This is a genomic window from Rhodococcus gannanensis, from assembly GCF_042681175.1.
Taxonomy (GTDB): Bacteria; Actinomycetota; Actinomycetes; order Mycobacteriales; family Mycobacteriaceae; genus Rhodococcus_G; species Rhodococcus_G gannanensis.
In genome coordinates this window covers 845,364-859,279 of sequence record NZ_JBHUFB010000020.1, presented here as the reverse complement: position 1 = coordinate 859,279, position 13,916 = coordinate 845,364, and the positions used below count along the sequence as shown (strand labels likewise).

The 13,916-nt window shown below is 71.3% G+C and carries 4 protein-coding genes; all 4 read right to left on the bottom strand.

The genetic code is table 11. The annotated features are described in order from the left end of the window. Positions 1 to 14 precede the first annotated feature (14 nt). The 4 genes from entS to ACFSJG_RS24695 are packed head-to-tail and all read right to left on the bottom strand — an operon-like array spanning position 15 to position 13,838. On the bottom strand, positions 15 to 1,265 hold the full coding sequence (entS, locus tag ACFSJG_RS24710) for an enterobactin transporter EntS (RefSeq protein WP_378487860.1): 1,251 nt from the start codon (positions 1,263 to 1,265) through the stop codon (positions 15 to 17). Next, positions 1,262 to 1,516 carry a phosphopantetheine-binding protein gene (locus tag ACFSJG_RS24705; protein WP_378487859.1) on the bottom strand — a complete coding sequence of 85 codons (255 nt, stop codon included), beginning with the start codon at positions 1,514 to 1,516 and terminating at the stop codon, positions 1,262 to 1,264. The genes entS and ACFSJG_RS24705 overlap by 4 nt, the downstream gene beginning before the upstream one ends. Further along, the gene (locus ACFSJG_RS24700) at positions 1,513 to 6,051 is read right to left on the bottom strand and encodes an amino acid adenylation domain-containing protein (RefSeq protein WP_378487858.1); all 4,539 of its coding nucleotides are present in this window, start codon (positions 6,049 to 6,051) and stop codon (positions 1,513 to 1,515) included. Before ACFSJG_RS24700 ends, ACFSJG_RS24705 begins: the two co-directional genes overlap by 4 nt. After that, complete coding sequence (locus ACFSJG_RS24695) at positions 6,048 to 13,838, bottom strand: amino acid adenylation domain-containing protein (protein WP_378487857.1); 7,791 nt, start codon at positions 13,836 to 13,838, stop codon at positions 6,048 to 6,050. The genes ACFSJG_RS24700 and ACFSJG_RS24695 overlap by 4 nt, the downstream gene beginning before the upstream one ends. Between the last annotated feature and the right edge of the window lie 78 nt (positions 13,839 to 13,916).

Here is a 13,916-nt window from a genome sequence, read left to right as displayed (position 1 = left end):
TCCATCGGGCCGGGCTACTCGACGTAGCTCGGCTCGGGCGTCTCGTCCAGGGCACGCAACGACTTCAGAGTGACCGCGAGGAACGCCACGCACACCAGGCCGGTGACGCCGTACGCGGCGAGGGCAGTCTGCACCGGGACGAGAGCGGCGACCGCGCCGGCGACGAGTGCGCCGAGTGCCGCGCCGGCCGTCACCTGCGCGGACCACACTCCGGCGACGCGTCCGCGGAACTCGTCGGGGGTGTGTCGTTGCACGGTGGAGTAGCGGAGGATCTCGGTGATCGCGTCCCCGAACCCGTGTGCCGCCAGGAACACCAGCGACAGCACCAGGATGGACGTCGCGCCCGCGCCGGCCAGGCCTGCCGCCGAGACGAACATCGCGACGAAGATCGCGACGCCGACGCGCCGTGCGCCGGCCGTCCACCCACTCGTCAACGATCCGAGCACCGCGCCGATCGCCGGCGCCGTGTACAGCAGGCCCGTCGACGCCGGACCGACGTTCAGCACCTCCGTCGCGTACTCGGGAATGAGCACCGCCCATCCGGCGAGGAGCATCGTCACGAATCCCGCGGCGAGGACACCGCCGATGACCCGGTTGCCGAACGCGAACCGCGCACCCGACCGGAGCGACTCCATCGCCGACTCCTGTGTGGCGTCCGCGGGTGGCAGCGACGGCAGCCGGGTGATGCAGAACGTGGTCACCGCGGTCAGCGCCGCCGCGGACGCATACGTGACCCCCACGTTGGTGGCCGCGATCACCACACCGCCCACCGCAGGTCCGACCATCGACCCGAGGTCCGCCGTCAACGCCATCAGCGCGCCGGCCGCGGGAATCTTGTCGCGCGGGATCAGCGACGGCGTCACCGCCATCAGCGCGGTTGCCGAGATGCCGCCGCACAGGCCGTCGATCGCCGCGGCGACGTAGATGATCCACAACTGTGGAGCGGGCAGGAAGGCGTTGAGCGCCAGCACCGCGAACATGACTCCTGCCGTGCCGCGCGACACCGCGATGACGAGGCGGCGATCGGCGCGGTCGGCGAGTACGCCACCGGCGAACGTCCCGGAGAACGTGCTGACACCGAGCACCGCAGCGACGAGAGCGACGTGCATGGTGGAGTCGGTCAGCGTGAACGTCTGTAGCGGTACCGTCACCGCCAGCATGCCGAGGCCGAGGATCGAGACCACACGGGCGACGAACAGATATCGGAACTCGCGGCTGGTTCTGAGTGGTGAGACGTCGACGACGAATTTCTCGCGCAGGATCACGACGGTGACTCCGTGACCGAATCGCCGTCGAGTATCTCGATCCAGCGGGCCAGGACGGGTGCGCTCGCGAGGGAGACGAAGTCGACGTCGCAGCCGTCGGCCCGCCACTGATCGACGAGCATCATCAGGCGCACGGAGTCGAGGCCGAGATCGCTGAGGTCGACGTCCTCCTCGAGTTCGCCGATGCCGAGTTCCAGGATGTTCGCGAGATCCGTTCGGACGCGATCCGCGGGGACGATGCAGGTGGTCACTGGTGTCCTTCCTCGATGGGGTGGGTGATTCGGTGCAGGACGTCGACGAAGGTGCGTGCGACGGTGGCCGTGTCGCAGTGGTCGGCGAGGAGGGCGGGGATTCCCGTCCACTCGCACACCAACTCCGGTCCGGTCTGGGTGTCCTCGACGAGAGCGTCGAACTGCAACGCGTGGCCGGCGGACGTGGCGCGGTCGATGGTCCCGCCGAGAGAGCCGGCTTCGGGGGCACCCGCCCACGGCTCGCCCACTGCCTCGCCGATCGTCGTCCGGCCCAGGTAGTTGAACAGGATCTGGGGCACCGGCACGGGTGTGTCCGCGCCGCCGAACTGCCGGAGGGCGCCGTGGCCGACACCCCCGGTGGGTGTGGCTCGCATCGCCGTCGCGACGGCGGTGGTCGCGGCGGCCATCTCGCCTGCGGACCAGTGTCCCGCCGCGGCGTCGAGCGTGCCCGAGACGTCCAGTGCCACCGGCGCGATCGCGGTGAACCAGCCGACGGTTCGCGACAGGTCCGTCGTCGTGTCGAACAGTGCCTCTTCGCGGCCGTGGCGTTCGATGTCCACTCGCAACGGCGCGGTGTGCCCGGCGAGGCGGGCTACCGTGATCGTCACGGCCGTCGCCAGCACGTGGTCGACTCCGACGCCCAGGCGGCTCGCGGCGGCGAGGACCGTGGCCGTCGTCGTGGTGTCCAGTCGCTCGTCCGCGTGGACACCGTCGGCGAGAGTCGTGCCGGGGCCGCCGGGTTCGGCGACCGTCACCCGGGGCTCGGTTGCCGCCGCCGCGTCGACCTCGTCCCAGTACTCCGATTGCGTGCGTACGGTTTTCGGAACCCGAGCGAGCGCACGCGCCCATTCCCGGAACGGTGTGCCGGGCGCCGCGAGCGGCCGACGCTCCCACGCCGAGCGCAGGTCGGGCACGAGGATGTGCCACGACACCGCGTCGATCGCGAGGTGGTGGACGACGACGAGGAGGCGGTTGCGTCCGCCGCCGCCGCGATCGAACAACACGACCTTGATCAGCCGGCCGGTCACGGGGTCGAGGGAGTCGAACGCTCGCCGCCGTTCCCGGTCCAGCACCTCGGTGAATCCGGCGTCGTCCGGGCACACGACGTAGTCGACGACGTCCGCGGCGTCGACCGCGCCGGCAGCACGGACGGTCCACCTCGGCTCGTCGGTGAGTGTCGAGCGAAGGGTCGCATGCGTGTCCAGGACGGTCTGCACGGCCGCCCGGGCATCGACATCGGCGGCGTCGTCCGGGGCGATCAACAGGCGGGCCTGACAGAAGCGGGCGAAGTTGCCGCCGCGAGCGAGGGTCCGCGCCACGACCGGGGTGATCGGAACCTCGCCCGTCTCGTCGCCGGACACCGTCGGCAGGATGTCGGACCGCGACCGCACCCTGTCCGCCACCGCCGCAATGCTTCTACCGTCGAACACGTCCCGCGCCGTCACGTGCACACCGGCTGTCCGCGCCTGCCCGACGAGCGCGATGGACACGATGCTGTCGCCGCCGAGCGTGAAGAAGTCGTCGTCGACACCGATCTCGGGGAGACCGAGAACATCGGCGAACACGTGTGCGAGAACGGATTCGAGCTCGTCGCGCGGCGCGGTCCGGGTCGTGAGTGTGGAGAAGTCCGGGGCCGGCAGGGCGGCGCGGTCCACCTTGCCGTTCGCGGTGCGCGGAAGGTCCACCAGCGGTACGACCGCCGCGGGGACCATGTGATCGGGCAGGGTGGCCGCGAGGGCGGCGAGGTCGGGGGCGGCGCCGACGACGTAGCCCACGAGGCGGCGGACGCCACGGACGTCGACGTGAACGCCTGCGGCGGACTGTTCCACACCTCGGCACCGGCGCAGGGCGGCCTCGACCTCGCCGAGTTCGACGCGGTGCCCGCGGATCTTCACCTGATCGTCGGAACGACCCAGGTACCGCAGGGTCCCGTCGCGCCCGGCTGTCACGACGTCACCCGTGCGGTACATGCGCTCACCCGAGCCGCCGGGATCGGCGACGAACCGGGCGGAGGTTGTCGCTGGTGCTCCGACGTAGCCGCGCGCGAGACCTGCACCGCACACGTAGAGTTCACCGGCCGTGCCCGCGGGCACCGGCCGCAGCCACGCGTCGAGGACCCGAACACCGGAGCCGCGCACCGGGAATCCCAGTGCCGGTTCGGCACTCGCGTCGACGGAGGCCGCGAGCGAGTCCACGGTGGACTCGGTGGGTCCGTACAGGTTGACGGCGTGCACACCCGAGTCCCGGAGCCGCGACCACAGTGCTCCGGTGACGGCTTCGCCGCCGAAGCCGACGGTGGCCGGGGTGTGGTCGCCGGACTGCGCACCGAACAACCCCGAGTCGACGGCGCGGTCGAGCATCGACGGCGTCAGCTCGATGAAGTCGATCCGGTTCTCGGCGACGGTCCGGGCGATGAGCTCGGGGTCGCGCATCGTGTCCTCGTCGAGGATGTGCACCGTGTGTCCGGCGAACATCCACAGCATCGGCTGCCACGAGGCGTCGAACCCGAGTGACCACGCGTGCCCGACTCCGACGCGCTCGCGTCCGGCCCGCTGCGTCGCCACGCTGTAGAGGTCGGCGCGGTGGCTCCCGAACAGGGTGCACAGTCCGCGATGTGTGACGGTGACGCCCTTGGGTCTTCCGGTGGTGCCGGAGGTGAAGATGACGTACACCGACGATTCGGGGTGCACGGTGCCTCGGCGATCCGCGTCGGTCAGCGGCGACGGATCGCAGGACTCGATCGCTCGCCGGGTGTCCGCGTCGGACAGGTCGACGAGGAGGGCGCCGGACCCGGCCACTGCATCCGCGATCACCGCGGCGGTTCCCGCCGTGCAGAGGATCACCGGCGGTCCGGTGTCCTCGATCATTCCTGCCAGCCGTTCGGCCGGGTACGCGGGGTCGAGTGGCACGTAGACGCCGCCGGACCGGAGCACCGCCCACAGGGCGACGACGGCGTCGATCGATCGTGCCGTGACCACCGCGACGGCGACCTCCGGCCCGACGCCGGCTCCGATCAGCCGGCGCGCCAACCGGTTCGATGCCCGATCGAGTTCCGCGAAGGTCATGGACGCGCTCCCGCACGCCACCGCGACGGCGTCGGGACAGAGCGCCACGCCGGCCGCGGCGGCGTCGATCATCGTCGCGGGTGTGCCGGGCGCAGGGGATCGGGGAGCGTGCGGTGTGGGCCGGACACCGACCGATGCCACGGCGTCGCCCCGATCACCCACGAGGGCGTCGACGATCGCGACGAGGCTCGCGCCCAGGTCGGTGACGTCCTCGGCGGAGAAGAGGGACGGCTGGTACTCGATCGCGAGCTCCAGTTCTCCGTCGAATTGGGCTACGAGGGCGAGGGGATAGTTCGTCGCGTCGCGTCCGCCGACCACGCCGACGTCGAGTCCGATCCGACGGTGCGTGTCGGCCATCGCTGCGCCGTCGACCGGGTAGCTCTCGAAGACGACGACGGTGTCGAAGAGCTCGCCGACCCCGACACGTCGGGCGATGTCGGCGAGTCCGACGTGCTGGTGCTCCATGACGGTCAGCTGGTCTCGGTGCACACGTTGCAGCAGTGCGGTCGTGGACTCGGCGGGCGACAGCCGAACCCGGACGGGCACGGTGTTGATGAACAGGCCGATCATCGACTCGATGCCGGGCACGTCGGGCACACGTCCGGACACCACGGACCCGAACGTGACGTCGGTGCGTCCGGTGACCGAGCCGAGCAGCAGCGCCCATGCGCTCTGGACGACGGTGTTCGCGGTGATCCCGGCCGACCGGGTGAGCTCCCGGAGTCGGTGCCCGATCGTGTCGGGCACGTTCGGCCGGTACACGTCCGGCATGTCCGGGGTGCGGGATGCGCCGTCCGGCCCGACCAGCGTGCCCTCGGAGACGTCGCCGAGGTACTCGGCCCAGCACTCCAGTCCGGTTGTCGTGTCCTGTCGTCCGAGCCATGCCAGGTAGTTCTCGAACGGCTGCGCGGCAGGTAGCACCGAGGGGTCGCCGCCCGCCCCGTAGACCTGGAACAGCTCCCGCATCAGCAGTGGTGTCGACCACCCGTCGAGGAGCAGGTGATGCGAGGTGAACACCAACTCGTAGCGTGATTCGTCGATCCGGATCAGGATGAAACGCAGCAGCGGCGCGGCGCCGACGTCGAAGCCGCGGGCCTTGTCGTCGGCTCGGATCCGCTGCATCGCGTCGGCATGGGCGTCGTCGGGGCGCAGGTCCACGTCCGTCCACGGCACCGTCGCCTCGCGCAGCACCACGCCGATGGGTTCACCGGTCCTGCGGGTGCGGAAGCAGGTGCGCAGGTTGGTGTGCCGGTCCACCAGCGCCTGGGCGCTGCGGCGAAGCGTGGCCGCGTCGAGCGGGCGGTGGGCGGTGATGCCGAGCACCATCTGCACCACGTACACGTCCGTGCCGTCGTCGGAGTCGGCCAGCTGCGCGTGGAAGAGGATGCCCTGCTGCAGCGGTGTGAGCGGGACGACGTTCTCGATGAGCTTGCGCCGCCGCGTGGGAGGGGTGGTGGTCGTCGTACTCACAGGATGTCGAGCTCCGCTTCGAGGTCTGCCAGCTCGTCGTCGTCGAGGCCGGCGAAGGTCATGTCGGATGCCGTGTAGCCACCGGCGTCGGGATCGGCGGCGTGACGGGCCAGCCCGGCCAGAGCGTCCGCCCAGCTGTCCGTGAGGCGCCGCAACGTCGACTCGTCGACGCTCGCCGCGGCCGCGGAGAACTCGCAGTGCAGCCGGGGTCCGTCCGTGCTGTCGACGGTCACCGCGTTGACCTCGATCAGGTGATCGAGGGGCATGGCGGGATCCACCGATCCGCTGAACGGGCCCTCTTCGGGCGCGCCGGACCAGGCGCCGCCGGGGGCCTCTCCTGCGGTGGCACGGCCGAGGTAGTTGAACACCACCTCGGGTGTGCTGTGCCCGGGGAGGGCATCGCGGAGGTACCGCGCCAGGCCGAACCCGATTCGCTCCTCGGGGACGGCGTGCAGCCCCGCTCTGGTGCGTTCGACGGCGATCCCCGCGGACGGGCCACCGGCGAGGGCGTCGGCGAGGTCCACGTCACCCATGTCGAGTGCCACGGGGAACATCGACGTGAACCAGCCGACGGTGCGTGAGAGGTCCGCACCGGCGACGAGATGCTCACTGCGACCGTGTCCTTCGAGATCGAGGCGCAACGTGGTGGACCCCGTGGTGGCAGCGGTCGCCAGGTTCAGCGCCGTCAACAGGACGTCGTCGACGCGTGAACGGAACAGCGCGGGCAGGTCGACGAGGATCGCCTCGGTGACGGCGGGGTCGGTGAGGACGGTGCGGGTGCGGCACGAGCCGACGGTGTCGACGGACGGATCGAGGGCACGCGACCCGATGGCGCGGCCGGCGGGTGCCTCGGACACGCGACGCCACTGCGCCAGCTGTGCGGTCGTGGTGTCCGACTCGGCGAGCTCACGCAGGGACAGCGCCCAGTCTCGGAACGAGGTGACCGGCTGCGGCAGCGTCGGTTCGCGACCCGCGGCCACGTCCTCCCATGCGGATTTCAGGTCGGGGACGAGGATGCGCCACGAGACGCCGTCGACCACGAGGTGATGCGCCGCGATCAGCACCCGCCCCGACTCGGCGGGCCCGGCGTCGAAGAACACCACGCGCAGGGGTCTGCCCGGATGCACGGCGGCGTACGCGTTCTCGGTGGCCTGGGCCATCGCGGCCGCCGGATCGGCTGCCGTCGTCAGGTCCACCCGGGTGACGTGGTCGGCGGCGTCGCCGGTGTCGGGTACGTGCCACCGGTTGTCGTCGACCGTCAGCACGGACCTCAGCATCGGGTGCGTGTCGATCAGGCACTGCACCGCGGCGGTCAGCGTCGCGACCGTCATTCCGTCGGGTGCCGTGAGCAGTCGAGCCTGCACGTACCGGGCGGTGAGTGGTCCGCGGGCGAGGGCGTCGAGGACGATAGGGGTGAGTGGGACGTCGCCGACGGGTTCGTGGCGTCGCCGGGTGACCGCCGCCGACGCCGAGTCGGCGACGAGGGCGAGCGCGGCGGGGGTGCGGCATTCGAACACCTGCCTCGCGGTGACGACGAGTCCCTCCGAGCGGAGGCGGGACACCACCTGGATGGAGACGATGCTGTCGCCGCCGAGCGCGAAGAAGTCGTCGTCGGCACCGACCTGCGACACACCGAGGGTCCGCGCGAACACCGCGCACACCAGCGCCTCCCGTTCAGTACGCGGCTCCGTGGGCGACGCGGACGCGAACACGGGCTCGGGTAGGGCGCGGCGGTCGATCTTGCCGTTCGCGGTGAGTGCGAACGAGTCGACGACCTCGATGTGCACGGGCACCATGTGTTCCGGCAACCGGGCCGTCAGCTGCGCGCGCACCGCCGCGGCGTCCACCGAGCCACGGACGTACCCCACCAGACGGGGCACGGAACCCTCGGCCTCACCGGCCACCACAGCCGCGACCGCGTCCTCCACGCCGTCGCAGGCGGCCAGCGCCGCCTCGACCTCGCCGAGTTCGATGCGATGTCCGCGCACCTTGATCTGGTCGTCGGCGCGACCGAGGAACTCCAGCGCACCGTCCGGGCGACACCGCACGAGGTCTCCGGTGCGGTAGAGGCGGACACCGCCGCCGGTGGGATCGGCGACGAACCGTGCCGCCGTCAGGCCCGGAGCCCCGACGTACCCTCGCGCCAGACCGGTTCCCGTGACGTACAACTCGCCGGGGACGCCGGTGGGGACGGGGCGCAGCCAGTCGTCGAGGATGGTGACGGTTCGGCCGGGCAGCGGGTGCCCGATGTTCACGTCGGTGCCCGCCGTGATCACCGCGAAGGTGGTGTCGACGGTGCTCTCGGTTGGGCCGTAGAAGTTCCGGGCGACCGTCCCGGTGTCGGCGAGCCGGTTCCACAGCCCGCCCCGGGTGGCGTCACCACCGACTGTCAACGACCGCGGGCGGTTGGAGGGATCCGTCACGAGCCCTTCGTCGAGGAGGGCGGCCATCATCGCCGGCACGGTGTCGACGTGGTCGATCCGGTGCTCGCGGACGTAGCGGACGGTGGCCGCGGCGTCCCGCGCGACGTCGTCGTCCGGGAGGTGCAAGGTGTGACCGTCGAACATCCACGTCATCAGCGCCAGCGACGAGTCGAAGGACATCGAGTACGTCGACAGCACCCGACCCGTCGGCCGCGCGTCGGCGAGGATCGTCTCCCGGTAGGCGGTCAGCAGCGACGCCGCGGCCCGGTGCGTGACGACGACGCCCTTCGGTCGCCCCGTGGAACCGGACGTGAAGATGGTGTACAGGCCGGAATCCGGCTGGATGGCGGGCAGATCGGTGTCCCATGCCGGGTCGCAGGTGGCGTCGACCAGCACGGCCTCCACGCCCGGGAGTGACTGCAGCACGTGGGAGCACGCCGACGACGTGACGATCTGCCGGATCTCCGCGTCCTCGACCATCCCTGCCAGACGATCCGCCGGGTACGACGGGTCGAGCGGCACGAACATCCCGCCCGCTCGTACCACGGCCCAGAATGCGACGACCGCCTCGACCGAACGGGGAAGCGCCACACCGACACCGACCTCCGGACCCGCGCCGCGAGCACGCAGGACGCGGGCCAGGGCGGCGGACTCGGCGTCGAGTTCGGCGAACGTGAGGGAGCGGTCGTGTCCGACGAGCGCGGTCGCGTCCGCGTGGCGTGCGACCGTGTCGGAGAGGACCCGAGCGAGTGATCCGCCGGCCGCGGCGTCCACCGCACCACCGTCGAGGCGCGCCGGCTCTCCGTCCACGAGCACGGTCAGCCGGGACAGCGGTGTCGTGGAATCGGTTGTGACCTGCTCCACCACCGCCGCGAGACGGCGGGTCAGTGCCTGGACGGTGCCCTCGTCGAACAGGTCGGTGGCGTAGTCGACCGAGAAGGTGACCGTGCCGTCGGCGGTGTTCTCCACCAGGGCGACGGCGAGGTCGAATTTCGCCGTGCCGACGCCGAATTCGACGCGCCGACCGGACGGACCGAGGACGTCCGCGTGCTCGGTGCCGTCGGTGCGCTGGTAGTCGACGAGCACCTGGAACAGAGGATGCCGTCCGAGGGCACGGGGCGGATTCAGGGCATCGACGAGCGCGTCGAACGGCAGGTCCTGATGGGACATCGCAGCGAGGTCGGTGTCGCGGACCCGCGCGAGGACGTCACCGAACGTCGGGTTGCCCGTGAGGTCGGTCCGCAGCACGACCGTGTTGACGAACATGCCCACGACGCCGTCCAGCGCGGGGTCGACACGTCCGGACACCGGTGTGCCGACGGGGATGTCGGTGCCGGACCCCATCGCCGACAGGAGGACGGCGACAGCGGCGTGCGCGAACATGAACGGCGTCACGCGATGTGCACGGGCGGTGCGGTGCAGCGCCGCCGACAGGCTGCGATCGAGGGTGATCGACACCGTTCCGCCGGCGTACTCGGTGGTGGGTGGCCGCGGCCGATCCGTGGGTAGTGGAATCTCGTCCGGCAGATCGGCGAGCGTCGCGACCCAGTGGTCGCGCTGGCGGGCCAGGGCACCGGCCTCGTCGGTCAGCAGGTCACGCTGCCACCGCGCGTAGTCGCGGTACGTCACCTCGGGGACGGGTAGCGGCGACGGGGAATCGATGTCGACGCACCGATGGCGATAGGCGGCGGCGAGGTCGCGGAGCAGGATCCGTCCCGACCAGTCGTCGGTGGCGATGTGGTGCAGTGCCAGCACGAACACCGTGTCGCCGCCGGGCAGTCGCAGCAGTGTCGCCCGAATCGGGGGCTCGGACGCCAGGTCGAAAGGGTGGCCGGCCGCCGCGCGGACGGCGTCCGGCAGGGTGTCCTCGGTGACGGACTCGACGTGCAGTGGGACGTCCGGGGACAGCAACCGGGGCCGCGGGGCGCCGTCGACCTCGTCGACGACGGTGTGCAGGGCGTCGTGGCGGGATGTGACGTCACGCAACGCGGCCGCGAGTGCGCGGTCGTCGACGGGATCGGACGTGCGCAGCGCGAACGGCACGTTGTACACCGCGCCGGGTTGAAGATGGGAGAGGAACCACAGTCGCAGCTGGCTGAACGACAGGGGCACGTCGGCATCGGAGGGCGCGGTGCGGATCGGTGGCAGGACCACGGAATCGGTCGTCGCCGCACGTGCCAACTCCGCGACGGTCGGGTGGTCGAACACGGTGCGGACCGGCATGGTCACGCCGAGATCGGTGGCGATGCGACCGACGAGCCGGGTCGCGGACAGTGAGTGGCCGCCGAGGTCGAAGAAGTCGGCGTCGACGCCGAGGGCGACGGCGGAGTCGACACCGAGGATCTCCGCGAACAGCGAGCAGAGCGTGCGTTCGACGTCGTTGCCCGGTGCTCGTCCGCCGTGCGACGCGAAGTTCGGCTCCGGCAGTGCGGCGCGGTCGATCTTGCCGTTCGCGGTGAGCGGGAACGCAGCGAGGGGGACCACGAGCGAGGGGACCATGTACGGCGGCACCGTGTCCCTCAGGTGTCGGAGCAGTTCTGCCGGCCCGGCCTCGGCCACCACGTACGCGACGAGCCGAGCGGTGCCTGCCGCGTCGGCGCGGGCCACGACGACCGCCGCGTCGACGCCCTGGCACGCCTCGAGCGCCGACTCCACCTCGCCCGGTTCGACGCGGTAGCCGCGGATCTTGAGCTGGTGGTCGGTGCGGCCGAGATACTGCAGCGGACCCGCCTGCGAATCGGAGGTCCGGTGGGACGTGGCGACGTCGCCCGTGCGGTACATGCGGGTGCCGGACGGTCCGTACGGGTCGGCCACGAACCGGGTGGCGGTGAGTCCGGGTCGGCCGTGATATCCGCGGGCGACCCCGAGCCCGCCGATGTACAGCTCGCCGGGTGCGCCGGGCGCGGACGGGGTGAGGTGCGAGTCGAGCACCCGTACGGACGTGTTCGCGATCGGCGCGCCGATACGTACGGGTGCACCGGACGTGATCCGGGCCGTCGTCGACCAGACCGTGGTCTCGGTGGGGCCGTACATGTTCGTCACCGACGCCGCCCGGGAGGCGAGGGCGTCGGCAAGCCGGTCGGGAACCGCCTCACCACCGACGAGAACGTCCACCCCCTTGGGGAATCCGCTCTCGTCGTGCGCCAGCACCGCGTCCCACCACGACGGCGTCGCCTGCACCAGGTTCACCCGATGCTCGGCCGCGAGCGCGTGTACGAGAGCCGGATCGCGCACCTCGTCGTCGGTCGCGATCGTTACGAAGGCACCCCGGGAGAGGGGGGCGAGCAGTTCGAGGACCGCGATGTCGAACGAGACGGTGGTGACGGCGAGAACCCGGCGCTCGGCGTCGATGCGCAGGCGTCCGCACATGTCGTCGACGAAGTTGGCGAGCGCGTCGGCGGGGACGACGACACCTTTGGGGCGTCCCGTGGTGCCGGAGGTGTAGATGACGTAGGCGGCCTCCGCTCCGTCGCGTGCGGGCAGGTTCCCCGACGGGCACGCGGCGGCATCGTGGTCCGCAGTGGCGAGGTCGACGGTGGTGAGGGAGGACTCGACGACCGATCCGCCCGCGGTGACGATCACCGACGCGCCGGAATCGGCCAGCACGTAGTCGATCCGGTCTCGGGGATGTGCCGGATCGAGGGGAAGGTACGCGGCACCGCAGCGCATCGCGGCGAACAGCGCCACCACCATGTCGGCGGATCGGGGGACCGCCACCGCGACGACGTCGCCGAGGCGGACACCCGCGGCCTGCAGGCGGTGCGCGAGGACACCGACGCGGTGGTCGAACTCACCGTAGGTGACCGCGATGCCTCCGCAGACCAGCGCGGGCCGGTCGGGGTGGGCACGTGCGACCTCCGACATCGCGGCGTCGAGGTCGATTCGGGTGCCCGGGAGCAGGTGGTCGGGATTACGCACGGCCGCAGCGTGTTCGGCCGGTGTGAGCAGGTGGAACTCCCTGACGGCGGCGGTGCCGCCCGGGTGTGCGATGGCGCTGCCCGGCTGTGCGGCGGCGGAGCCGTCGCCGCAGAGGGCGGACAGGGCCGATGAGAGTCGCTGTGCCAGAACAGCCGCCGTGCCCCTGTCGACGAGAGCCGGGTCGAACGCCAACTGCACCGTCGTCGCGCCGTCGACGGTGCCGGCGAACAGTGTCACCGGGAAGTTCGTCCGGTCGGTGCCCGCGGTGCCGGTGAGGGTGAGACCCGAGCGTGCCATCAGCGCGTCGAGTGCCGACCGGTCGGACGGGTAGCTCTCGAAGATGACCAGTGAGTCGAAGAGTTCGGTGTTGCCGCCGTGGGCCGAGGTCTCCGCCAGTGGCAGGTACTGGTGGTCCATCACCCGCGCGGACGACCGCTGTGCCCGGGTGAGCAACGTGGACACGTCGTCGCCGACCTCGAGGGTGACGCGGACCGGGACGGTGTTGATGAACAGGCCGACCATCGACTCGACGCCGTCCAGTTCCGGGTCACGTCCCGAGACGGTGGAACCGAACACGACGTCGTGACGTCCCAGGGTGCGGGCGAGGACCAGCGCCCACGCGCAGTGCAGGACGGTGCTGCTGGTGACGCCGTGCGCCCGCGCCACGGACGCCAGGCCGTGCCGGGCGAGGTCGGGCACGGACACGGCGATGCGTTCGTCACCGCGCGCGATCAGGGTGGACCCGGGTTCGGTGAGCAGTGTCGGTTCCGCCCCGGTGAGAACGTCGCGCCAGGCCCGGTCCGCTGCGGTGCGATCCAGTCCGGCGAGCCGGGTCAGGTGATCGGTGAACGGGCGCACCGGAGGCAGTGGGTCACCGGCATACAGTGCGAACAGTTCCCGAACCAGGATGGGCGTCGACCAGCCGTCGACGACGGCGTGGTGGAACACCAGCGCGATCCGCCACCGGTCGGGCCGCAGCTGCGCGACGACGAACCGCACCAGTGGCGGGGTCGCGACGTCGAAGTGGCTCGACTCGATGGCACGGATCTCTTCGGTCCAGGCCCGCTCGCGGTCGCTCTCGTCGGCGGAGGACAGGTCCACCTCCCGCCACGACGGGGTGACACCGCCGACGACCAGTCCGGCGTAGCGACCGTCCTTGCGGCGGCGGAAGCAGGTCCGCAGGGCGGAGTGACGGTCCACGAGAGCGTCCGCCGCAGTGCGCAGGCGGTCGGTGTCGAGCGGGCCGTCGATGTCGAGGACCGAGTACACGAGGTACAGGTCGGGCGTCTCCGGGTGCGACGTGGACCCGTCGCCCGTGGGCCCGGACGTGGCCCCGAAGATCAGGCTCTCCTGGAGCGGTGAGAGCGGAACGATGTCTTGCAGCGCCGACTTTCGGGACGCCGGCTGCTGTGTCACCGGCTTCTGGGACGCCGACTGGCGGGACATGGTCACCTTTCGGATCTACGGCTCGTGGCGGCGGCGCGGCCGGACTCCGCGGACGAGGGGCGCGGAGTCCGACCGGCA